General features: G+C 67.7%; 18 protein-coding genes. 1 reads left to right on the top strand and 17 read right to left on the bottom strand.

The features are described 5' to 3' along the window. Positions 1–68: 68 nt before the first annotated feature. From HWX36_RS14505 to glcD, 10 genes are all read right to left on the bottom strand, one after another. Positions 69–842, bottom strand: a complete 774-nt coding sequence (locus HWX36_RS14505; protein ID WP_175952767.1) for a fimbria/pilus periplasmic chaperone — start codon at positions 840–842, stop codon at positions 69–71. Positions 843–930: 88 nt separating this feature from the next. Further along, complete coding sequence (locus HWX36_RS14500) at positions 931–1,479, bottom strand: fimbrial protein (RefSeq protein ID WP_175952766.1); 549 nt, start codon at positions 1,477–1,479, stop codon at positions 931–933. A gap of 432 nt (positions 1,480–1,911) precedes the next feature. Next, complete coding sequence (locus HWX36_RS14495; RefSeq protein ID WP_043186307.1) at positions 1,912–2,556, bottom strand: response regulator transcription factor; 645 nt, start codon at positions 2,554–2,556, stop codon at positions 1,912–1,914. Between the two features lie 29 nt (positions 2,557–2,585). Beyond that, positions 2,586–3,971, bottom strand: coding sequence for a cache domain-containing protein (locus tag HWX36_RS14490; RefSeq protein WP_175952765.1), 1,386 nt, complete (start codon positions 3,969–3,971; stop codon positions 2,586–2,588). Between the two features lie 135 nt (positions 3,972–4,106). Then, positions 4,107–5,672 (bottom strand): sensor domain-containing diguanylate cyclase, encoded by a 1,566-nt coding sequence (locus HWX36_RS14485; RefSeq protein ID WP_175952764.1) that lies wholly within the window; start codon positions 5,670–5,672, stop codon positions 4,107–4,109. 530 nt (positions 5,673–6,202) lie between these two features. Next, positions 6,203–8,377: a malate synthase G gene (locus tag HWX36_RS14480; RefSeq protein WP_175952763.1), complete on the bottom strand. Its 2,175-nt coding sequence runs from the start codon at positions 8,375–8,377 to the stop codon at positions 6,203–6,205. Between the two features lie 329 nt (positions 8,378–8,706). Further along, on the bottom strand, positions 8,707–9,111 hold the full coding sequence (locus HWX36_RS14475; RefSeq protein WP_175952762.1) for a heme-binding protein: 405 nt from the start codon (positions 9,109–9,111) through the stop codon (positions 8,707–8,709). Positions 9,112–9,131: 20 nt separating this feature from the next. After that, positions 9,132–10,352: a glycolate oxidase subunit GlcF gene (gene glcF, locus HWX36_RS14470; protein ID WP_175952761.1), complete on the bottom strand. Its 1,221-nt coding sequence runs from the start codon at positions 10,350–10,352 to the stop codon at positions 9,132–9,134. 24 nt (positions 10,353–10,376) lie between these two features. Further along, positions 10,377–11,453, bottom strand: coding sequence for a glycolate oxidase subunit GlcE (gene glcE, locus HWX36_RS14465; protein ID WP_175952760.1), 1,077 nt, complete (start codon positions 11,451–11,453; stop codon positions 10,377–10,379). Continuing rightward, entirely contained in the window at positions 11,453–12,952 is a 1,500-nt protein-coding gene (gene glcD, locus HWX36_RS14460; RefSeq protein WP_175952759.1) for a glycolate oxidase subunit GlcD, read from the bottom strand. Before glcD ends, glcE begins: the two co-directional genes overlap by 1 nt. Before the next feature lie 219 nt (positions 12,953–13,171). On the opposite strand from glcD, the gene glcC reads away from it, so the two are divergent. Further along, complete coding sequence (gene glcC, locus HWX36_RS14455) at positions 13,172–13,942, top strand: transcriptional regulator GlcC (protein WP_175952758.1); 771 nt, start codon at positions 13,172–13,174, stop codon at positions 13,940–13,942. A 15-nt stretch (positions 13,943–13,957) separates the two neighbouring features. Here the strand turns inward: glcC and HWX36_RS14450 are convergent, their stop codons facing one another. The 7 genes from HWX36_RS14450 to ugpC form a co-directional block, all read right to left on the bottom strand. Next, complete coding sequence (locus tag HWX36_RS14450) at positions 13,958–14,428, bottom strand: hypothetical protein (protein WP_175952757.1); 471 nt, start codon at positions 14,426–14,428, stop codon at positions 13,958–13,960. Between the two features lie 22 nt (positions 14,429–14,450). Then, positions 14,451–14,837 carry a DUF4258 domain-containing protein gene (locus HWX36_RS14445; RefSeq protein WP_175952756.1) on the bottom strand — a complete coding sequence of 129 codons (387 nt, stop codon included), beginning with the start codon at positions 14,835–14,837 and terminating at the stop codon, positions 14,451–14,453. Between the two features lie 97 nt (positions 14,838–14,934). Continuing rightward, the gene (locus tag HWX36_RS14440; protein ID WP_069261021.1) at positions 14,935–15,786 is read right to left on the bottom strand and encodes a carbohydrate ABC transporter permease; all 852 of its coding nucleotides are present in this window, start codon (positions 15,784–15,786) and stop codon (positions 14,935–14,937) included. A gap of 17 nt (positions 15,787–15,803) precedes the next feature. Next, positions 15,804–16,748, bottom strand: coding sequence for a sugar ABC transporter permease (locus HWX36_RS14435; protein WP_175952755.1), 945 nt, complete (start codon positions 16,746–16,748; stop codon positions 15,804–15,806). Between the two features lie 54 nt (positions 16,749–16,802). After that, positions 16,803–18,062 (bottom strand): extracellular solute-binding protein, encoded by a 1,260-nt coding sequence (locus HWX36_RS14430; protein WP_175952754.1) that lies wholly within the window; start codon positions 18,060–18,062, stop codon positions 16,803–16,805. A gap of 63 nt (positions 18,063–18,125) precedes the next feature. Beyond that, positions 18,126–20,111, bottom strand: a complete 1,986-nt coding sequence (locus HWX36_RS14425; protein WP_175952753.1) for a beta-galactosidase — start codon at positions 20,109–20,111, stop codon at positions 18,126–18,128. Positions 20,112–20,120: 9 nt separating this feature from the next. After that, positions 20,121–21,269 carry a sn-glycerol-3-phosphate ABC transporter ATP-binding protein UgpC gene (gene ugpC / locus HWX36_RS14420; protein ID WP_175952752.1) on the bottom strand — a complete coding sequence of 383 codons (1,149 nt, stop codon included), beginning with the start codon at positions 21,267–21,269 and terminating at the stop codon, positions 20,121–20,123. Between the last annotated feature and the right edge of the window lies 1 nt (position 21,270).

Raw genomic sequence — 21,270 nt, 5'->3', positions numbered from 1 at the left:
GGGTCTTGCCATGGAAAGGACGTGGCGCGCTACCCGCGCCTCGCGCAATGGAAGGGGTCAGCCGCGCATCATCGCGGCGGCGCCGCGGGGCCGGACCGCAATGGCGTCTCGCCGCTGACCGAGCCGCCGTAGTCGTTCAGCGCCGTGTAATGCACGCTGGCGCCGGCCGCGCCGGGCACGTCGCCCTTCAGCGGGAAGGCGCGCGTCTCGCCCGGCCCGACCATGCCGCCATCGTCGAAGATCGCGCTGCGTCCGCCCGACTGCACGCTGATCAGGGTCAACGACACATGGAACGGCGTCGGGTTGTGCGCCTCGATGGCCGGTTTTCCGTCGGCCTGCGTGAGCCGCCAGGTGAGTTGCGCCGGCGCATCGGCCGATGAACCCTTGAGTTTTTCCGGACGATAGAACAGCTTGATGCGCGAACGGAACGCGAGCTGGATATGGTTCATGTCCGCGTCGGCCGCGCCCGGTTTGGGGGGGACCTCGAGCACGTTGAGCCAGAACACCGACTCGCGATCCTGCGGCATGGGCTCGCCGGTGTAGACGATGCGCAGCGTCTGCGACTTGGACGGATCGATCCGCGCGATCGGCGGCGTGACGGTGAAGGGCACCTTGATCGCGGACGGCGCGCTGCGCACGTCACCTGCATCGACCCACGACTGCACGAGCGCAGGCGACTGGCCGGCGTTCGACAGCTTGAGCGTGACCTCGGACTCGCTCGCGCCATAGATCACGCGCGTGCCGCCGATCACTACCGATGCAACGGCAGGTGTCGCCAGGTAGCCGAGCGATGCGACGCACGCGGTGGCGATCGCGCGCCGGAGTGTTTTTCGAAGCTTCATGATGGGGATCGATGCCGGTAGCGAGCGCGACGGGTGGAGCGACGTCGTGCCGCCCCACTCCATCTGCTACGTATAACTAAATGATTGATTACTGATAAACGAGCGAGTACATCACGCTCGACGTCGCCGCGCCCGCTGTTGCAGCGCCGGTCGCGAGGTACTGCGCGTAGTAGTTCAGCGTGGCGGCGCCGGCCGAGCTGATTGCGACGGCCTTCGAGTTTTGCGAGGCGTCGGCCGCACCGATCTTGATCGGCGAATAGCTGCCGTCGCCGTTCAGCAGCTGGATCTCGACGTTGGTCGCGCCGCCGGCGGCCAGGACCAGGTTGCCGGTGGCGGTGTCGACCGTCGGACCCGGCTCGAAGTAGGCGTGGACGGTGCCCGATGCCGGCGTGCAGGCCGTCAGCGAGATGTTGAAGGGCGTGCGGTTGGCGTACTGGCCTGCGGCGGCCAGCGCGCTGGTCGACACCGATTGCAGCGGGACGTTGAAGTTGTTCGAGCCGCTGCCGTTGCCGTTGATCGTGCAGGTTTGCGCGAGCACGGTGCCGTTGAACGTGATCGTGCCGTCGGCTGCGGATGCGATTTGCGACGCAGTGGCTGCAGCCACGAACAACACGGCGGTAATGAGTTTGGTTTGCATGGTTTCTGGTTTCTGAAAGAAGCGATCTGAATGGAGATACGACGCCGACGCGCTATCCGTTCGATAGCGCGACGCGACATCCAACGGCAACCCGAAAAGGCATCACGCGACCGAATATTGTGTTTTCGGCCCGGTTACACTTGGACGAAGCGAATCGTACCGGCGTCAACGATTCGTAAGATGAACAATTGTCACTTCGCGATACCGCCAGCAAAAAATGCTGTTCAGTTTGACTGAACGGCATTAGCTCTCGGGCGCCGGCTTCGGTGCGGGCACGCCGTATGTGCCGGTCATGCAGACGTCATGCGAAACACGAGCACGATGCGCGTTCCGGCAAGCGAAAGGATTCCATCGCCCTCGGGGTGAAGTCGATTGGACAACTATGAAATTGGAAGCCGACTTGCGCGTGACGTGCGCAACCGGAATGGCGTCCTATCTGCGCCGATGCTCGACCGCGAACTTGATCAACTCGGCCTGCCCTTCGATTTCCAGCTTGCGCTTCAAATTGAGCCGGTGCGTCTCGACCGTGCGTACGGACAGCCCCGTCTGTTGCGCGATCTGCTTGCTCGACAGCCCTTCCGCCAGCGCGTCGAGGATGTCGCGTTCGCGCGGCGTGAGCCGGTCAAGCGGCGATGCGGTCGCGCTCGCGTGGATCATCCGCGCGGCGAGCCCTTCGCTGAAAAACGTCTGGCCGGCCAGCACCGCGCCGATCGCGCGCACGATCTCGCTCGCGGGCGAATCCTTCAGCAGGTAGCCGCTCGCGCCGGCGCGCACGGCCTGCGTCACGTATTCGATGTTGTCGTGCATCGACAGCATCAGCACGCGGATGCCCGGAAAGCGCTCGTGGAAGACGCCCGCGAGCGTGATGCCGTTCATCCCGTTCATGCCGACGTCCATCAGCGCGAGATCGGGTTCGAGCGACGCGGCGAGCGCGAGCGCCTCGTCGGCGTTGCCGGCTTCGCCGACCACGGACAAGTCGGCCGCTTCGAGCCGCATCCGCAGGCCGTCGCGCACGAGCGGGTGATCGTCGACGAGCAGCAGTCGGGCGACGGGCCGGGCGGTGTCGGGGGCGCTCATGCGTGAAAGGTCTCCTGTCATGGGGTGCGTCACGACGCGGCGCCGGGCAGCGGCACGCGCGCGGCGACGATCGTGTGGCCGACCTGCGACGAGATCGTCAGCATGCCGCCGAGCGCATCGAGGCGCTCGCGCATGTTGCGCAGGCCGATGCCGCGGCGCGCGTCGGCCTGCGAGCGTTCGGCGTCGAAGCCGCAGCCGTTGTCGGCGATGGTCAGCACGACGGATTGTGCGCCGACGTCGAGCGTGACGGCCGCGCGCGACGCCTGCGCATGATGCACGATGTTGCTGAGCGCTTCCTGGGCGATCCGGAACAGCGCGGTGTTGACGGCTTCGGGCAGCGGCCGTGCGCCGCTGTGCGCAACCTGCGTATAGCCGATGTCGATGCCGCTTTCGGCGCCGAGCTCGCGGACAAGCTGTTCGAGCGCGGCTGCGAGGCCGAGGTCGTCGAGCATGGACGGACGCAGCGCATGCGAGATGCGGCGCACTTCGCGCAGCGTGTCGCCGAGCCGCCCGACGCCTGAAGCCAGCGCCTGCTCGGCCTCGGGCACGCGCGCCGAGCCGCGTTCGAAACGTGCGAGCGCGGATTCGAGCATCAGCTTCGCGGACACCATCATCTGGCTGATCCCGTCATGCAGCTCGCGCGACAGCCGTGCCCGCTCCTGCTCCTGCGATTCGACCACACGCTGCGCGAGCAGCTTGAGCTTCGCGTCGGCGCTGCGCGACTCGCTGACGTTCAGCACCAGCGCGCACACGGCGATCGCCGCCGCGCCGGTGAGCGCGATCGCGGTGAGCCAGCTCATCGTGCGCTCGATGTTCGCGGAAGCGCGCGCGTCGATGCGCTGCAGCGCGGTGTCGACGTCGTCGAGATAGATGCCGGTGCCGACCATCCAGCCCCAGCGCTCGAGCGCGACGACGTAGCCGAGCTTCGGCGCGACGCGGCCCGTCGACGGCCGCTGCCATGCGTAGCGCACGTAGCCGCCGCCGCTCGACGCCGCGCCGATCAGCTTCTGGATCGTCAGCGCGCCCTGCGGGTCGCGCATCGACCAGTAGTTGTGGCCGACCCGCTCGGGCTCGCGCGGATGCATCAGCGAATTGCCGTGCAGGTCGTACACGAAGAAATAGCCGTCGGGGCCGAAATCCATCTTCTGCAGCATCGCGAGCGCCTGCATGCGCAGCAGCGCGTCGTCGCGCGCGTTGCGGCCGCTCGCGTCGTAGAGCGGCATGATCGCGCTCGTCGCCAGCTCGACGTAGTGCTTCAGCTCGACTTCCTTGCTCGACAGGTACGCGGCCTGGATCGTCGCGTGCTGCGTGCGCGCGAGGGACGTCGCCTGCTGGCGCACGCCGAAGCCGATGCCGGCGATCGCGAGCAGGAACGGCACGATGGCCAGAAGGAAGATCTTTGCCTTGAGTCTCATGGTGGTGCGAAGCGGCCGCGCACCGGCGCGGACCGGCCAGGCGCGTCAGCCGTGCGGCGGCGTGTCGAGGCGACATTGTCGGCGATTTTGCACGCGGGCGGCTGCGACCGGGGGGGGGGGCCGCCCCGCCGCCGCTCAGGCGCGCCGCGACTCGAGATCGTCGGAGGGCGCGGGCGTCAGTACGACGATGCGGTTGCGCCCGCCTTCCTTCGCGCGATACAGCGCATCGTCGGCGAGCTTCAGCGCGGCCTGCATGTTGTCGTCGAGTTCGGGATAGCTCGTCGTCACGCCGATGCTCACCGTCAGGCGGCCGGAGACGCCGGCGTCGTGCCGGATGCCGAGATCGAGGATGCCGGTGCGGATCGTCTCGGCGATCGTCACCGCGCCGTCGGTGTCGATGTCGGGCAGCACCACGACGAACTCCTCGCCGCCGTAGCGCGCCGCATAGTCGGCCGGGCGGCGCAGGCAGCCGGCGATGCAGTGGCCGACCGCGGCGAGCGCGTCGTCGCCGGCCTGGTGGCCCTGCGTGTCGTTGTAGCGCTTGAAGTAATCGACGTCGATGAACAGCAGCGACAGCGCATGCTGCGAGCGCGCGGCGCGGCGCCATTCGCGCGCGAGCGTGACGTCGAGCATCCGGCGGTTGTCGAGACCCGTGAGGCCGTCGGTGCGCGCGAGCGCCTGCAGCTCCGTTTCCGCGCGATGGCGCTTGCGCAGCTGCACGTCGAGCAGCAGCGACAGGCCGACGAAGCCGATCGCGAGCGCGACCATCGCGGAGCCGATCGGAATCGCACGGTCGTACCAGGCGGCGTAGGTGTCCGCTTCCGACCGCGCGACCATGACGATGAGCGGCAGGTGATCGAGGTGCCGGAACACGTACAGGCGTCGCACGCCGTCGATCGACGCGGTATCGTCGAAGCTGCCTTCGCTGGCGGTCATGAAATGCCGGAACGTGCTGGCGCGGCTGATGTCGCGGCCGACGATCTTCGGATCGTACGGTTCGCGCGCGAGCATCAGGCCGTCCGTGTTGATCAGCGCGATCGAGCCGCGATCGCCGAGCGACAGGCGCGAGAACAGGTCCTGGAAATATTCGAGCCGGATCGACATGACGGCGACGCCGCCGAACGAGCCGTCGGGCTTCGTGATCCGCCGGCTGAGTGCGATGCTCGGCGAGCCGCCGCGCAGCCGCGAATGATACGGCGGGCTGACGTACAGGCCGGCGTCGGGGTGGTCGCGGTGCACGGTGAAGTACGGTTCGTTGCCGAAGTTGGCCTTGCGCGGCACGTCGCTCTTGCCATCGACCGCGATGTCGCCCTTCGCGTCGAGCACATAGATGCCGCCGAGGTACTTGGCGGTCGTCGCACGGTCGAACAGCACCTGGCGGCGCAGCGGCATCGGCAGCTTGACGACCTCGGGGTCGTTCTCGCCTTCCACGACGGCCTGCAGTGACAGCGAATAGATCTCGATGTTGCGCTCGATGTCCCACGACGCCATCAGCGCAAGATTCTGCTGCATCGCGGCCGAGCGGTCGCGTGCGTCGATGCGGCCTTCGTACAGCACGATCCCGCACAGGAACAGCAGGACCAGCGCGATCAGCAGCCCGGTATAGAAGATCAGGTGCGGCAGCAGGAACCGGCGCAGATGAGCGGCGACACGGCTCGTCAGGCCGGATTCGCTGGGCACTGCGTAGTCGGTTTCTGCCATGGTCCCGTGGATCGAGGGGGCATTGCCGCCGGGAGGCGGGCCGATGCGATTGTTCGTATGACGTGCGGGCGGCGATCCGTGACGCGGCCATTTCGACGCCTTCGTGCCGCCCGGCGAAGAAAATGGACGCCGATTATCGGTAATCTCGGCCAGATATACCGGTAAATCAAATATTCACTGGTGACATCTGCGCCGATTCAACGATCCGACGAATCGGGCAACGCGAATTCAACGGAGTATAACGCGGGCGTTCGCACGCGCGAGAAATGTTGCGGACGGTTGATCCCGATCAAATTACCGTGTACCCCGGTGTTTGCGAATCCCGGGCAGAGCGTTGTGGCGCAAGGCTTCGCGGCATAAAGGGCCGTGGCGCGCGGCATGCCGCCGTCGAGTCCATCCGGTTAAGGCACGCGTTCGCGAAAAATGAAGGCAGGCGATATGCGCCGATTATCCGTTTCAACGGCCGGGCGAACCCGAATATGAAAACGGGCGGCCGTTGCGGCCGCCCGTTTCGTGAAGCACGCCTGCGCTTACCCGCCGTGCTGCTGCGCCTTGAACGCGAGGCGGAACCGGTGCAGCAGCGGCTCGGTATAGCCGCTCGGCTGCGACGTGCCCTGCAGCGCGAGCGCGCACGCGGCCTTGAACGCGGTCGACTGGTCGTAGTCGGGCGCCATCGGGCGATAGTTCGGGTCGCCGGCGTTCTGCTGGTCGACGACGCGCGCCATCCGCTTGAACACGTCGAGCACGAACGCCTCGGTGATCACGCCGTGGCGCAGCCAGTTCGCGATGTGCTGGCTCGAAATGCGCAGCGTTGCGCGGTCTTCCATCAGGCCGACGTCGTGGATGTCGGGCACCTTCGAGCAGCCGACGCCCTGTTCGACCCAGCGCACGACGTAGCCGAGGATGCCCTGCGCGTTGTTCTCGACTTCGCTCAGGATCTCGGCCTCGCTCCACTCGGCGCGCTCGACGACCGGCACGGTCAGCAGGCCTTCGAGCAGCGCGTCGCGTTCGCTCGCGTACGGCGTCTTCTCGAGTTCCTGCTGGACGGCCTGCACGTCGACGAGGTGGTAGTGCAGCGCGTGCAGCGTCGCGGCGGTCGGCGACGGCACCCATGCGGTGTTCGCGCCGGCGCGCGGGTGCGCGATCTTCTGCTCGAGCATCGCGTGCATCAGGTCCGGCATCGCCCACATGCCCTTGCCGATCTGCGCGCGGCCGCGCAGGCCGGCCGACAGGCCCGCGAGCACGTTGTTGCGCTCGTACGACTGGATCCACGCGGACGATTTCATGTCGCCCTTGCGGATCATCGGGCCCGCTTCCATCGCGGTATGCATCTCGTCGCCGGTGCGATCGAGGAAGCCGGTGTTGATGAACGCCACGCGGGCGGCGGCCGCGGCGATACACGCGGCGAGGTTCACGCTGGTGCGGCGCTCCTCGTCCATGATGCCCATCTTCAGCGTGTTGCGCGGCAGGTTGTACAGATCCTCGATGCGCGCGAACAGCGTATCGGCGAACGCGACTTCGACCGGGCCGTGCATCTTCGGCTTCACGATGTAGATCGAGCCGGTGCGCGAGTTGCGCTTCGCCTTCAGGTCGTGCAGCGAGCACAGCACCGTGACGACGCCGTCGAGAATCCCTTCCGGAATCTCGTTGCCGTCGCGGTCGAGCACCGCGCCGTTGGTCATCAGGTGGCCGACGTTGCGCACGAACAGCAGCGAGCGGCCGTGCAGCGACAGCGTGCCGCCGGCGGGCGTGGTGTACTCGCGATCGGCGTTCAGGCGGCGCGTGAAGGTCTTGCCGCCCTTCGCGACTTCCTCGGCCAGCGTGCCCTGCATCAGGCCGAGCCAGTTGCGGTAGAGCTGGACCTTGTCGTCGGCGTCCACCGCCGCGACCGAATCCTCGCAGTCGATGATCGTGCTGACCGCGGCTTCGAGCACGACGTCCTTCACGTTCGCGAGATCGGCGCGGCCGATCGGCGTCGACGCGTCGATCTGGATCTCGAGGTGCAGGCCGTTGTGCTTCAGCAGGATCGCGGACGGCGCGCCGGCCGCGCCCTGGTAGCCGACGAACTGCGCCGGCTGCGCGAGGCCCACGATGCCCTTGGCGGTTTCGACGGCGAGCTGGCCGTCCTGCACGCGGTAGCGCAGCGCGTCGCGGTGGGAGCCGCTCGCGAGCGGCGCCGCGTTGTCGAGCACGTTGCGCGCGTAGTCGATCACGCGCTGGCCGCGCGTCGGGTTGTAGGTCGCGGTGCGCTCGGCGCCGCCGTCTTCAGGCAGCGCATCGGTGCCGTACAGCGCGTCGTACAGGCTGCCCCAGCGGGCGTTCGCGGCGTTCAGCGCGTAGCGCGCGTTCGACAGCGGCACGACGAGCTGCGGGCCGGCCTGCGTGGCGATCTCGCTGTCGACGTTCGCGGTGGCTGCCGCGACGTTCGACGGGACCGGCACGAGGTAGCCGATGTGTTCGAGGAAGGCGCGATACGCGGCGTGGTCGCGCACGGGGCCGGGGTGCGCACGGTGCCAGGTGTCGAGTTCCTGCTGCAGGCGGTCGCGTTCCGCGAGCAGCTCGCGGTTGCGCGGCGCCAGGTCGTGCACCAGGGCCGAGAAACCGCTCCAGAACGCGGCCTTGTCGATGCCGGTGCCCGGCAACGCTTCGTTTTCAATGAACTGGCTCAGCGCTGGCGCGACTTGCAGTCCTGCTTGGTCGATCATCGTTAATCCTCCCGGGGAAAAAATCGCGCGCGGCTAGAGGGCCTGTTCACGCTAATAACGGGCTTGCGAACGAGCCTTGCCGGTCGTAGTGCAAGGAGCAAGGAGCGCCGTTTGGCCGAGCCAAACAAGCGACGCGCGACGCCGCAATGCGGCCGGCAAGGCTCGTTCCCCTGATCGGAAAAAATCATTTGTGGGGCTGGCCACCAGAAGGGCCGATCGCTGCGTCATGCTCCTTGCGAATACGTCGAGTATTCGCTTCGTCACAATCCTTGCGCTCGGCCCTTCTGGTGGCCAGCGCAAGCCCGTTATTAGCGTGAACAGGCCCTCTCCTATGCCACGACGCTTTGTGTGCCGGCGCGGGCGATCTGCGCGTCCTGTTCGGACTTTACGCCAGACACGCCGATCGCGCCCGCGATCCGGCCGCCGACCGTGACCGGCACGCCGCCTTCGAGCAACCCCGTCAGCGGCGCGCTGAGAAACGCGGTGCGGCCACCGTTGATCATATCCTCATACGCCTTCGTCTCGCGACGGCCGAGCGCCGCCGCGCGGGCCTTGTCCTGCGCGAGGTAGGTGCTGGCCGGCGATGCGCCGTTCAGCCGCGCGAACGCGAGCAGGTGGCCGCCGTCGTCGACGACGGCGATCGACACGGCCCAGCCGTGGCGTTCCGCTTCCGCGCGGGCGGCGGCGAGCATGCGGTCCGCATCGGCGAGTTCGAGTTCGGGTTTCGTCTGCATGGCATTCCTCCGGAATCAGGTCAGTTGACGAGGGGGTTGTCGACGAGCTCGATCCAGTGGCGCACAGGCGTGCGGCCCGCGCCGTTCAGGTGAGTCTGGCAGCCGACGTTCGCCGTGACAATCAGGTCCGGCCGCGCGGCTTCGAGCGCGTCGAGCCGGTTGTCGCGCAGTGTCGTCGCGAGTTCGGGCTGCGTCAGCGAATACGTGCCGGCCGAGCCGCAGCACAGATGGCCGTCGGCGACATTCGTCAGATCGAAGCCGAGCCGCGTCAGGATGCGTTCGACCGCGCCGCCGAGACGCTGTGCGTGCTGCAGCGTGCACGGGCAGTGCACCGCGATGCGGCGTGGCGCCGACCCGGCCAGCGCGTCGAGCGGCTCGGCCGCGATGACCTCGGCGAGATCGCGTGCGAGCGCGCTGACCCGTTGCGCCTTTTCCGCATAGACGGGGTCGGAGCGCAGCAGGTCGCCGTATTCCTTGACGAACGCGCCGCAGCCGCTCGCCGTCAGCACGATCGCTTCCGCACCTGCTTCGATCGCGGGCCACCAGGCGTCGATATTGCGGCGCGCGCGGGCGAGGCCGCCATCTTGCGCGTTCAGGTGGTATTCGGTCGCCCCGCAGCAGCCGGCTTCGCGCGCCGGGCTCACGCCGATGCCGAGCCGGTCGAGCACGCGCGCGGCGGCCGCGTTGGTATTCGGCGACAGCGACGGCTGCACGCAGCCTTCAAGCATCAGCACGCGCCGTGCGTGGCGCACGGGCGGGCGCGGTGCGGCCATGGGCACGGCCGCCGGGATCTTGTCCCGCAGCGTGCCGGGCAGCAGCGGGCGCAGCGCGCGGCCGGCCTTCAGCAACGCGGCGAACGCCGCCGGGCGCGGCACGACATGCCGCAGCCCCGCGCGCAGCAGGCGCTCGCGCGCGGGCCGCGGCACGCGCTTCTCGGCTTCCGCGCGGCCGATGTCGAGCAGCGTGTGATAGCGCACGCCGGACGGGCAGGTCGTCTCGCAGTTGCGGCACGTCAGGCAGCGGTCGAGATGCTGCTGCGTACGCTCGCCGCACGGCTCGCCTTCGAGCAGCTGCTTGATCAGGTAGATGCGCCCGCGCGGCCCGTCGAGCTCGTTGCCGAGCACCTGGTAGGTCGGGCAGGTCGCATTGCAGAAGCCGCAGTGCACGCACGCGCGCAGGATCGCTTCCGCTTCGTCGGCCCGGGCGAGGGCCTTGCTTGCTTCGCTGAGATTGGTTTGCATCGGCGGGTCGGGGTCGGGTTCGCGTCAGAAGTCGGCGTACAGCCGGCCTGGATTGAAAATCGCGTGCGGGTCGAGCCGCGCCTTGAGCTGCCGATGCACGCGCAACAACGCGGGCGGCAGCGGCTGGAACGGCTCGCGCGTCGTGCCCGGGGTGAAGCAGCTCGCGTGACCGCCCCATTGCGCGGCGAGCCGCTGCACGTCGACCGGTGCGGCGTCGCTCTTCAGCCAGCGCTGTGCGCCGCCCCAGTCGGCAAGCAGCGCGCCGGGCAATGCGTCGAGCGGCGCGGCGGCCGGCGCCGACACGCGCCACAGCGGGCGCGGATCGTCGAAGAACGGCAGCGCGAGGTCGCGCAGCCGTGCCCAGAACGCATCGTCGCGATCGTCCATGCGCTCGCCGCCGATCGTGTCGCGCGCGGCCTTCACCGAGCCCTCGCCGCCTTCGATCCGCACGCGCAGCACGCCGTCCGCGTGGCATGCGCCCGCGAGCGGCAGCCCCGCCCGCCGCCACGCGGCGATGCGCTGCACGGCTTCGTCCACGGCAAGCGGCAACGCAAGATCGCACGTCGCACGCGGCTTCGGCAGCACCTTCAGCGATACCTCGGTCACGACGCCGAGACAGCCGAAGCTGCCCGCGAGCAATCGCGACACGTCGTAGCCCGCGACGTTCTTCATCACCTCCCCGCCGAAGCGCAGGTGCTTCGCGTGGCCGGTGATCACGCGGCAGCCGAGCACGAAGTCGCGCACCGCGCCGGCCCATGGGCGGCGCGGGCCCGACAGCGCCGCCGCGAACATGCCGCCGACCGTTGCCGCGCCGCCGAACGACGGCGGCTCGCACGGCAGCATCTGGCCGGCCGCGTCGAGCATCGCTTCGAGTGCGGCGAGCGGCGTGCCCGCGCGTGCGGTGACGACGAGTTCGGTCGGGTCGTACGACACGACGCCGCGATGCGTGCGCACGTCGAGCGTGCGGCCTTCGACGGGGCGGCCGAGGAACGCCTTCGTGCCGGCGCCGCGGATGTGCAGCGGCTGGCGCTCGTGGATCGCCGCGTCGACCTGGGCCACCAGCGCCGCGCTGTCGTCGATCGATTCGATGTCACGTCGCATCAGAAGCGCTCCAGTTCGGGAAACGGCAGCTTGCCGTGATGGACGTGCATCGCGCCGAATTCGGCGCAGCGGTGCAGCGTCGGGATGTTCTTGCCGGGATTGAGCAGGCCGTGCGGATCGAATGCGGCCTTTACCGCGTGGAAGAACGTGATCTCGTCGGCGTTGAACTGCACGCACATCTGGTTGATCTTCTCGCGCCCGACGCCGTGCTCGCCGGTGATGCTGCCGCCTGCCGCGACGCACAGCTCGAGGATCCGTCCACCGAGCGCTTCCGCGCGGTCGAGTTCGCCGGGCCGGTTCGCATCGAACAGGATCAGCGGGTGCATGTTGCCGTCGCCCGCGTGGAACACGTTCGCGACCGGCAGCCCGTATTCGGCGGACAGCGCGGCGATGCCTTCGAGCACGCGCGGCAGCGCGCGGCGCGGGATCGTGCCGTCCATGCAGTAGTAGTCGGGCGACATGCGGCCGACCGCGGGGAATGCGTTCTTGCGGCCGGCCCAGAAGCGCTGGCGCTCGGCTTCGTCGCGCGCGACGCGGATCTCGGTTGCACCCGCGTCGCGCAGCAGCGCGGCGACGCGTTCGGCGTCTTCGTCGACGTCGGTCGGCGAGCCGTCGAGTTCGCACAGCAGGATCGCCTGTGCGTCGACCGGGTAGCCCGCGTGAATGAAATCCTCCGCCGCGCGGATCGCGAGGTTGTCCATCATTTCGAGGCCGCCGGGGATCACCCCCGCGCCGATGATTGTCGCGACCGCCGCGCCGGCTTGAGCGACATCGTCGAAGCTCGCCATCAGCACCTTCACGCTCGGCGGCTTCGGCAGCAGTTTCACGGTGACTTCCGTGACGATGCCGAGCATCCCTTCCGAGCCGGTGAACAACGCGAGCAGGTCGAAGCCGGGTGCGTCGAGCGCATCGGCGCCGAGCGTGAGCGTGTCGCCGTCGATCGTCAGGATCTCGACCTTCAGGATGTTGTGCACGGTGAGGCCGTATTTCAGGCAGTGCACGCCGCCCGCGTTTTCAGCGACGTTGCCGCCGATCGAGCACGCGATCTGCGACGACGGATCAGGGGCGTAGTAGAGGCCGTACGGCGCCGCCGCTTGCGAGATCGCAAGGTTGCGCACGCCGGGCTGTACGTGCGCGATGCCGGCATCGGGGTCGATGTCGAGAATCCGGTTGAACTTCGCCATCACGAGCAGGAGGCCTTTTTCGAGCGGCATCGCGCCGCCCGACAGACCGGTGCCCGCGCCGCGCGCGACCACCGGCACGCCGAGCGCGGCCGCGACGCGCAGCACCGCGCGCACCTCGTCGACCGTGTCGGGCAGCACGACCGCGAGCGGCACCGTGCGGTATGCGGCGAGGCCGTCGCATTCGAACGGCTTGAGCGCCTCGCGTTCGTGCAGCACGTCGAGGCCGGGCGCCGCCGCGTGCAGTGCGGCGACGAGTGTGTCGCGGCCGACGGTCGCCAGCGGGCCGTCGATCCGTTCGTCGTAGGTGAAACTCATCGGGGTTGTCTCCACCATGCAGGCAGCAGCGCGACGCGCGGCACGCCGGAAGGGATGGATTCTTGGCGGGCGGCGCGCGCGTGTCCAGATGCGGCGGATGTGGTCATACCAGTTTTTATCGGGTGGCCTGAAAGCAGCCGTGTGGATCGCCGTAAAACTGAATGGCTAAAAGGGTTTGTGGGAAAATCGCCGATATCCTTCCGAAGTGGTCATACCAGTATGGAAATTCAGGAACAGGCGGGCCCGGCGCGGAACGTGGCCGACGTCGTCGCCGAGCGCATCGAGAAGCTGATCGTCGACGGCGTGCTGAAGGCCGGGCAGGCATTGCCGTCCGAACGGCGGCTGACCGAGAAGCTCGGCGTGTCGCGCACGGCCGTGCGTGAAGGGATGAAGCTGCTGCGTGCGCGCGGGATCATCGACACCCTGCACGGCAAGGGCTCGTTCGTGGCGAGCCTGACCCCGCAGCGCGAGATCACGCCGATGATGCATCTGCTCGGCTCGCAGCCGCGCACGCTGTACGACCTGTTCGAGGTGCGCGGGATGCTCGAGACGGAGGCCGCACGGCTCGCGGCGCTGCGTGGTACGCCGGCGGATTTCATCCTGATCAGGCGCCGCTATGAGGAGATGATCGCGGCCGATGCGCAGGATCTCGATCCCGCTGCGCGGGCGAAGCTCGATCATGCGTTTCATCTTGCGATCTGCGAGGCGTCGCATAACCCGGTGCTCGTGAATACGTTGCAGTCGCTGACCGACCTGCTGCTCAGTTCGGTGTTCGCGTCGGTGAACAATCTCTATCACCGCGAACCGCTGAAGAAGCAGATCGACCGCCAGCATGCGCGGCTCTACAACGCGGTCACTGGGCGGCTGCCCGAGCAGGCGCGCAAGGCCGCGAGCGAACATATCCGCCAGTGCGTCGAGTATCTGCGCGAGATCGAGCAGGAGGAGCAGCGGCTCGTGCGTTCGACGTTGCGGCTCGAAGGGTGGACTTAGGCGCGTCGGTTTTTGTCAGGTGGCCGTGCAGTCGGCATCGTCCTGCGCTTCGAGCCTGGATGCCCAGCCGGACTTGGCTTCTTTCAGCACGATTCGCTGTTTTTCTGCACGCTCGATCGCGTTGATGCGCTCGATTGCCGACGCGATAGGAACATTGCCGTCCGCGTGTGCGAGGTACAGCAGGCGAACCAGTTTGTCGGCCCAGCGTGGCACTTTGCCCGACTTCTCCCAGCGGGCGACCGCCTGCTCGTTGTTGCCGAGCAGCTTGGCCAGTCCGCTCTGCGATTGCATCAGGCCGGCGCTGCGCACATACCGAAACTCGACCCCCGTGAGCGGAGCGGCTTTTTTCGCGAGCGCGAGACAGATTGCGGTGCAGAGTCCGTCCAGATCGTTGATGGACACACCGTCGCCATAGGGTGTCTTGTGCAGCGTATATCCGTTCGTCAGCCATACATTCTTCAGGCCACCGTCGGTGTAGTGATACATATCAGCCCCTTGGTGCGTCAATTCAGCGTTTGGTGACTTCCATCACGGTGATCACCGTGAGGTGAGGAGCAGGATGATCCACGAGTACGGCCACGCCGACATTGACGCCCGACACATACCGCTCCATCACACAGCGCAGGCCCGATGCCCGCATGTCCGGTTCAGGCTCGCTCACGATGACGCCCTTGCGCAGCGTTTCCAGCACCATCGGATCGTTGATTTTCCGCTGCCGCATCCGGTCGCGTGCATGGCCGACGAACACGATGTTCGCTGAAATGGCCGCACATACCCGGATGTGCTTCTCAAGCTGTCGTTTGGATGGTTGCCCCAATCGCACACCTATCATTTTGATAGGTTGGAGTTTACGCTGTTTGCTGAGTGTCGTGGATAAATTTTGGCTATTGGGCACGGTTCGCCTGGCCTTGCGTAGTCGAAAAAAAGCCCGCCGAAGCGGGCAACCTCACGATGCGGAGGGGGGAGATACGAATACGCGGGGCCGTGTGCGCTCAACCTTTGGTCGCACCAAACGTCAGCCCCGCCACAAAATGTTTCTGCATCGCGAAGAACATCGCGACCGACGGCAACGCGGCCAGAATCGACCCGGCCGAAACAAGATTCCACGACGTCGTCCACTGCCCCTTCAACGCGGCCACGCCCGCGGTGATCGGCGCGGCTTCATCGCCTTGCGTGAGACACAGCGCCCAGAAGTAGTCATTCCACACGAACGTAAAAACGAGAATCGCCAGCGCAGCCAACGCAGGCCGGATCAACGGCAGCACGATCTTCCAGAACACCGTCCACTCCCCCGCCCCTTCGATCCGCGCGGCCTCGATCAACTCGAACGGCAGCTGCTTGATGAAGTTGCGCAGAAACAGCGTGCAGAACCCCGTCTGGAACGCGACATGAAACAGGATCAGCGCCTCGACCGTATTGAACACCCCCAGCCTGAGCGACAAATCCCGCACCGGAATCATCAACACCTGCACCGGCACGAAGTTGCCGGCGACGAACGTGCCGAACAGCGCGGTACTTCCGCGAAACCTGTAGGTCGCCAGCGCAAAACCCGCCATCGCCGCCAGCGCGATCGACCCGACGACGGAAGGCACCGTGATCTGCACGCTGTTCCAGAAGTAATGCAGCATCGGCGACGTCGTCAGCGCGTCGCGATAGTTCTCGATCATCGAGAAGTGCCGTGGCCAGCCCCAGTAGTGGCCTTCGACCAGTTCCTCGGTCGAGCGCACCGACGTGACGAACACCGCGATCATCGGCAGCAGCCAGATCAGCAGTGCAACGGGCAGCGACAACTTGTACAGCCTGCGCGAGACAGGCTTCCATTGAGCAACGGGCGTCGGAAACATGATGGCCACCGGTCAGGTTATTGCTCGTTGCGCAGCAGGCGGCGCAACTGGAACACGATGTAGACGAGCATGATCGCGAACAGCACGACCGCAATCGACGCGGAATAGCCGAGCCGGTAGTACTTGATCGCCTGGTCGTACATGTAATACGCGAGCACGGTCGAGCTCTCGAACGGGCCGCCGCTCGTCATCACCGAGATCAGGTCGAAGCTGCGCAGCGCGCCGATCACCGTGACGACGATCGCCATGAAGGTGGTCGGCCGCAACTGCGGCAGCACCACGTGCCACAGCAGCGCGAATCCGCGCGCGCCTTCCATCCGTGCGGCTTCGATCTGTTCCGGGTTGAGCGACGTGAGGCCGGTGAGGTACAGGATCATGCAGTACGCGGTCTGCGGCCACAGCGCGGCGAACACGATGCCGAACGTCGCATAGCGCGCGTCGCCGAGCACCGGGATGCCGTGCCCGGCGATCAGCGCGAGCAGCCCGAAGGTCGGATCGTAGAACCACGAGAAGATCAGCCCGACGACCACGCCGGACAGCACGAACGGCGCGAAGAACAGCGACTTCACGAGCCGGATGCCGCTGACTGCCTGGTTCAGGTACAACGCGAGCGCGAGGCCGAGCGGCGGCGCGAGCATGAACAGCGCGAGCCAGATCACGTTGTTGCGCAGCGCGGTGTAGAACGTCGGCGCCTGCAGCAGTTCGACGTAGTTCGCGAGACCGACGAAGGTGCGCTCGGTCATCCCGTCCCAGTTGTACAGGCTCAGCCACAGCGTCGACAGGATCGGCCAGATCACATAGACGGCAACCATCGCGCAAGCCGGCGCGAGAAAGAGCCACGCGGCGCGCCGTTGCCGCCGTACGGCGGGCGACGGGCGGCGCGCGGTCAGCACCGTGGCGGATGGCCCGCGCGGCGGCGGCGCGGTGCCGGCGGGCGGGGTGGACGTGATCGGACTGGACACGGCAAGCCTCCTGAACGGGCGCGGCGGCGCGGGGCCGCCGGTTGGGTCACGCGGTCACTTCTTGTAGATGCGCTTGCGGGTCTGTTCGAGCTGCGCGAGCACCGTATCGAGCTGCGCGGGATTGGCCAGGAACTGCTGCATCCCCTTCATCCCCTCGTCGGCCATTTCCTTCGTCATGTCGCGGTCGTAGAACTGCGCGACGCCGCCCTTCGTGTCGGCAAGGATCCGGAAGCCGATGCGCGAGATCGGATCGGCCGGCTCGGGCGACTTGCTGTTGGCCGACAGCGAGCCGAGCCCTTCCGCGAGTTTCGCACCCATCTCGGGCGTTTCGACGAACGCGAGGAACGTGTGCGCGTCGGCCTTGTTCTTCGCCTTCGTCGGGATATGCAGCGATTCGACCGGGCCGTCCTCGGCGGTCGGCACCTTCGGGTCGATGATCGGGAAGCGGTAGTAGCCCATTTCCTGCTTCACGTTCGGCGGGAAGCCCGCCGCGATGAACGTGCCCATCAGCATCATCGCGGCCTTGCCCTGGAACAGGAACGGCTGCGCGCCGTCGAGATCGTAGGACAGTGCGTTGTCGATGAAGTAGCCCGCGTCGATCAGCGATTTCCACGTCGTGTAGACCTTCTTCACGCGCGGGTCGGTGTACGGCACGTCGCCGGCCATCAGCTGCTGGTGGAACGCGTTGCCGTTCAGGCGCAGGTCGAGATAGTCGAACCAGCCGGCGAGGGTCCATGCGTCGCGGCCGCCGACCGCGATCGGCGTGATGCCGGTCGCCTTCAGCTTCCTGCACGCGTCGAGAAACTGGTCCCAGGTCTTCGGCTCGTCGGCGATGCCGACCTTGTGGAACAGGTCCTTGCGGTAGAACAGCCCCCACGAGTAGTAGACGGTCGGCGCCGCGTACTGCTTGCCGTTGTACGACGATGCGTCGCGCGTCGACGCGTACATCGCGCCCCAGCCGTTCTTCGCCCAGTCGCCGCTCAGGTCCTCGAACAGCCCGCGCTTCGCGTAGTACGCCATCCGCTCGCCCGCGTGCCAGTTCACGACGTCCGGCGCGATGGTGGTGAGCCATGCGGGGAGCTGCACCTTGTACGCTTCCTCGTCGACGAAGGTGGCCTTCACGTCGATGTCGGGATGCGCCTTGCGGAACGCGTCGAGCGTCGACTGCCAGACCGCGCGCTGGCTCGCGCCCTTGAACGCGATGTTGATCGTCAGCGTGCCGGCATCGGCGGGCGCCGTCATGCCGAGCGATGCCAGTGCGACAGCGGCGGCCGTGGCGAGCCGGGCGGCGACGCGAAGGGGGCGATGTGTCATACGTGTCTCCAGTTCTGGGTGTCGTTGTACGTCACCGGCGCATCGTGGCGCCGGGGGCGGTTGCTACGAACGGCTTCGATACGCGGCCACGTCTTGCGGCCCGACTTGCGCCGTGCCGAGCACGAACGCGGACGGCGGCACCGCGTCGATCGTGTGCGGCGTGTCGCCATAGTTGAAAACGTAGGTCAGGCCGCCGCGCCGGCTCACGCGCACGCCGTCGCCGAGCGGCGTCGGCGCGAGGCCGGCTTCGGCCGCGACATCCGCGAACAGCCGGACGGTGGTCGCATCGTCGAACAGCGCGGCCCAGTAGTGCAGCGCGCCGTGCGACACGCAGGCCGGGTGACCGTCGGCGAAGCGTGCGCGGACGAGGCTGCGCGTGCTGTCGTGAAGCTCGACGAAGTCGCGCCAGTGGCGTGCGTCGCCCGCGAGCGGCGCGCCGTCGCGCAGCGTGCCGTCGATCCGTTCGGTCACGTTCGGCCGCAGCGATTCGACGCGCCATACGCGCACCGGCAGGATCGACGCGAGCGGGCCGGGCGGCAGCGTCGGCGGGATCCGCAGGTCGACGGTCTTCGAGCCGGTGCGCGGCCCGAACACCGCATGCGCGCCCGAGGCCGCGAGCCGCGCGGCGAAATCGTCCGGCACGACCGGCAGCGGCGGCACGACCACGAGCCGGTAGCCGTCGAGCGGCGCGTGCGCGGACACGATGTCGACGTCGAGGCCGAGCGAGCGCAGCGCCGAGTAGTACTCGAACGCGAAACGCGGGTAATGGAAATCGGCGCCCTGCGGCTGCACTTCGAACAGCCACTTCGCGTCGTAGTCGAAGACCAGCGCGACGGGGGCGCGCACCGCGCCGTCCGCGTCCGCGCCGGCGTCGTGCAGGGCCGCGATCTCGCGCGCGACGCGTTGCGCCTCGCGGCCGCCTTCGTCGAGCTGGTTATCGGGGGTGTGCAGGCCCGCATGCATCTGCTCCTGCGCGAACGGCGCCTGCCGCCAGCGGAAGTACGATACGCAGCCGGCGCCGTGCGCGAACGCTTCCCAGCTCCACAGGCGCACCATGCCCGGCAGCGGCGCGGGGTTCCACTGCGCCCAGTTCACGGGGCCCGGCTGCTGCTCCATCACCCAGAACGGCAGCTTCGACATGCCGCGATAGAGGTCGTGATTGAACGACGCGAAGTCGGGGTGGCCGGTGCGCAGCCAGCGCGCCTTCACGTCAGGCGCGAACCATTGTTCCTCGAGCGCGCCGAGCGGATAGCTGTCCCAGGTCGCGATGTCGAGGTCGCGCGCCACCTCGTAATGGTCGAACTCGGTGAACAGCTGCATGAAATTGTGCGCAACCGGGCGGCCCGGCGAATGTGCGCGAATCACGTCGACCTGCATCCGGTGATAGCGCGCGACTTCGTCCGACGCGAAGCGCCGGTAGTCGAGGCGATGCGACGGGTGGGCCTCGGTCACGGTGCCGACGGGCGCGTCGACCTCGTCGAAGTGGCGATACTCCATGCTCCAGAACACGGTGCCCCACGCGCGGTTGAGCGCGTCGATCGTGCCGTAGCGCGCCTTCAGCCACGCACGGAAGCGCACGAGCGCGGCCGGCGAGTAGCTGACGACGGTCTGGTGGCAACCCAGCTCGTTGTCGGTCTGCCAGTAGCGCACGGCCGGGTGGCGGCCGTAGCGCTCGGCGACTGCCGTGCAGATCTGGCGCGACGCTTCGAGATAGGTCGGCGACGAGAAGTCGTAGTGGCGGCGCGAGCCGAACGCGCGCGGCCGGCCATCCGCGCCGATCGCGAGGATGTCGGGATGGCGATCGACCAGCCATTTCGGCGGCGTGGCCGTCGGCGTGCACATCACGATCTCGAGGCCCGCTGCGCCGAGCACGTCGACCGCACGATCGAGCCAGCCCCAGTCGTATTCGCCCGGCGACGGCTCGATACGGCTCCACGCGAATTCGGCGATCCGCACCTGCTCGATGCCGAGCGCCTTCATCCGGCGGGCATCGTCGGCCCACATCGTTTCCGGCCAGTGTTCCGGGTAGTAACAGACTCCGAGGCGCATGCCCGATCCTTATGCGTAGTGGTGAACGTGGACATCGGCGCACGCGGGCACCGCGCGGCCGTCTTCGGTGAAGAGATGGCAGGCCGCGGCCGGCGCATGCACGTGCACGCGTTCGCCGCTGCGCACCTGTGCGTCGCCGGGCACCTTCGCGATGAGCGAGTGGCCGCCGGGCTGGTCGAGGTGCACGTAGGTCTGTTCGCCCAGGCGTTCGACGAGCGCGACGTCGCGGGCGAGTGCCGTCGCGTCGTGCGCGGCGCCGAGCGTCAGGTGTTCGGGGCGAATGCCGAGCATCACGGCGGCGCCCGCACCGAGCGCCGCGCCGTTGCGCGGCAGCACGAAGGTTTCGCCGGACGGCGTGAGCGTGACGGCCGTGCGATGCGCATCGCAGGCGGTCACGACGGCCGGCAGGAAGTTCATGCGCGGCGAACCGATGAAGCCCGCGACGAAGCGGCTGGCCGGGTGGTGGTAGAGGTCGAGCGGCGCACCGACCTGCGCGATGCTGCCGTGCTGCGCGGTATCGGCGCCGGCGTGCAGCAGCACGATCTTGTCGGCGAGCGTCATCGCTTCGGTCTGGTCGTGCGTCACGTAGACGACGCTCGCGCGTTCGAACTGCCGGTGCAGCTTCGCGATCTCGATGCGGGTCTGGCCGCGCAGCGCCGCGTCGAGATTGGACAGCGGTTCGTCGAACAGGAACACGCCGGGCTCGCGCACGATCGCGCGGCCGATCGCGACGCGCTGGCGCTGGCCGCCCGACAGCGCCTTCGGCTTGCGATCGAGCAGCGTGTCGAGCTGCAGGATGCGCGCGGCATCGCGCACTTTCCGGTCGATCTCGGCCTTCGGCACGCGCGCGAGCTTCAGCCCGAACGCCATGTTCTCGTAGACCGTCATGTGCGGAAACAGCGCGTAGCTCTGGAACACCATCGCGACACCGCGCTCGGCGGCCGGCACGTCGTCGACGCGGCGGCCGTCGATCGACAGCTCGCCCGCGCTCAGGTCCTCGAGCCCGGCGATCATGCGCAGCAACGTCGACTTGCCGCATCCGGACGGCCCGAGGAACACGCAGAACTCGTGCGCGCCGATCTCCAGATCGACGTCGCGAATGACCGGCGCGTGATCGCCATAGGCTTTCTGCACGCGCCGCATCGAGATGCTCGCCATT

The organism is Burkholderia sp. BCC0405, from assembly GCF_902833075.1.
In the GTDB taxonomy this organism is placed as follows: domain Bacteria; phylum Pseudomonadota; class Gammaproteobacteria; order Burkholderiales; family Burkholderiaceae; genus Burkholderia.
Note: the sequence above shows the minus strand (reverse complement) of the source record. Positions and strands in the feature narration are given on the sequence as shown.

Coding starts and splice junctions, on each gene's coding strand:
- HWX36_RS14430 (WP_175952754.1), bottom strand. CDS start 18,062: ATGACACATCGCCCCCTTCGCGTCGCCGCCCGGCTCGCCACGGCCGCC.
- HWX36_RS14475 (WP_175952762.1), bottom strand. CDS start 9,111: ATGCAGACGAAACCCGAACTCGAACTCGCCGATGCGGACCGCATGCTC.
- HWX36_RS14500 (WP_175952766.1), bottom strand. CDS start 1,479: ATGCAAACCAAACTCATTACCGCCGTGTTGTTCGTGGCTGCAGCCACT.
- HWX36_RS14440 (WP_069261021.1), bottom strand. CDS start 15,786: ATGTTTCCGACGCCCGTTGCTCAATGGAAGCCTGTCTCGCGCAGGCTG.
- glcC (WP_175952758.1), top strand. CDS start 13,172: ATGGAAATTCAGGAACAGGCGGGCCCGGCGCGGAACGTGGCCGACGTC.
- glcD (WP_175952759.1), bottom strand. CDS start 12,952: ATGAGTTTCACCTACGACGAACGGATCGACGGCCCGCTGGCGACCGTC.
- HWX36_RS14495 (WP_043186307.1), bottom strand. CDS start 2,556: ATGAGCGCCCCCGACACCGCCCGGCCCGTCGCCCGACTGCTGCTCGTC.
- HWX36_RS14490 (WP_175952765.1), bottom strand. CDS start 3,971: ATGAGACTCAAGGCAAAGATCTTCCTTCTGGCCATCGTGCCGTTCCTG.
- HWX36_RS14505 (WP_175952767.1), bottom strand. CDS start 842: ATGAAGCTTCGAAAAACACTCCGGCGCGCGATCGCCACCGCGTGCGTC.
- HWX36_RS14425 (WP_175952753.1), bottom strand. CDS start 20,111: ATGCGCCTCGGAGTCTGTTACTACCCGGAACACTGGCCGGAAACGATG.
- glcF (WP_175952761.1), bottom strand. CDS start 10,352: ATGCAAACCAATCTCAGCGAAGCAAGCAAGGCCCTCGCCCGGGCCGAC.
- glcE (WP_175952760.1), bottom strand. CDS start 11,453: ATGCGACGTGACATCGAATCGATCGACGACAGCGCGGCGCTGGTGGCC.
- HWX36_RS14480 (WP_175952763.1), bottom strand. CDS start 8,377: ATGATCGACCAAGCAGGACTGCAAGTCGCGCCAGCGCTGAGCCAGTTC.
- HWX36_RS14450 (WP_175952757.1), bottom strand. CDS start 14,428: ATGTATCACTACACCGACGGTGGCCTGAAGAATGTATGGCTGACGAAC.
- ugpC (WP_175952752.1), bottom strand. CDS start 21,269: ATGGCGAGCATCTCGATGCGGCGCGTGCAGAAAGCCTATGGCGATCAC.
- HWX36_RS14485 (WP_175952764.1), bottom strand. CDS start 5,672: ATGGCAGAAACCGACTACGCAGTGCCCAGCGAATCCGGCCTGACGAGC.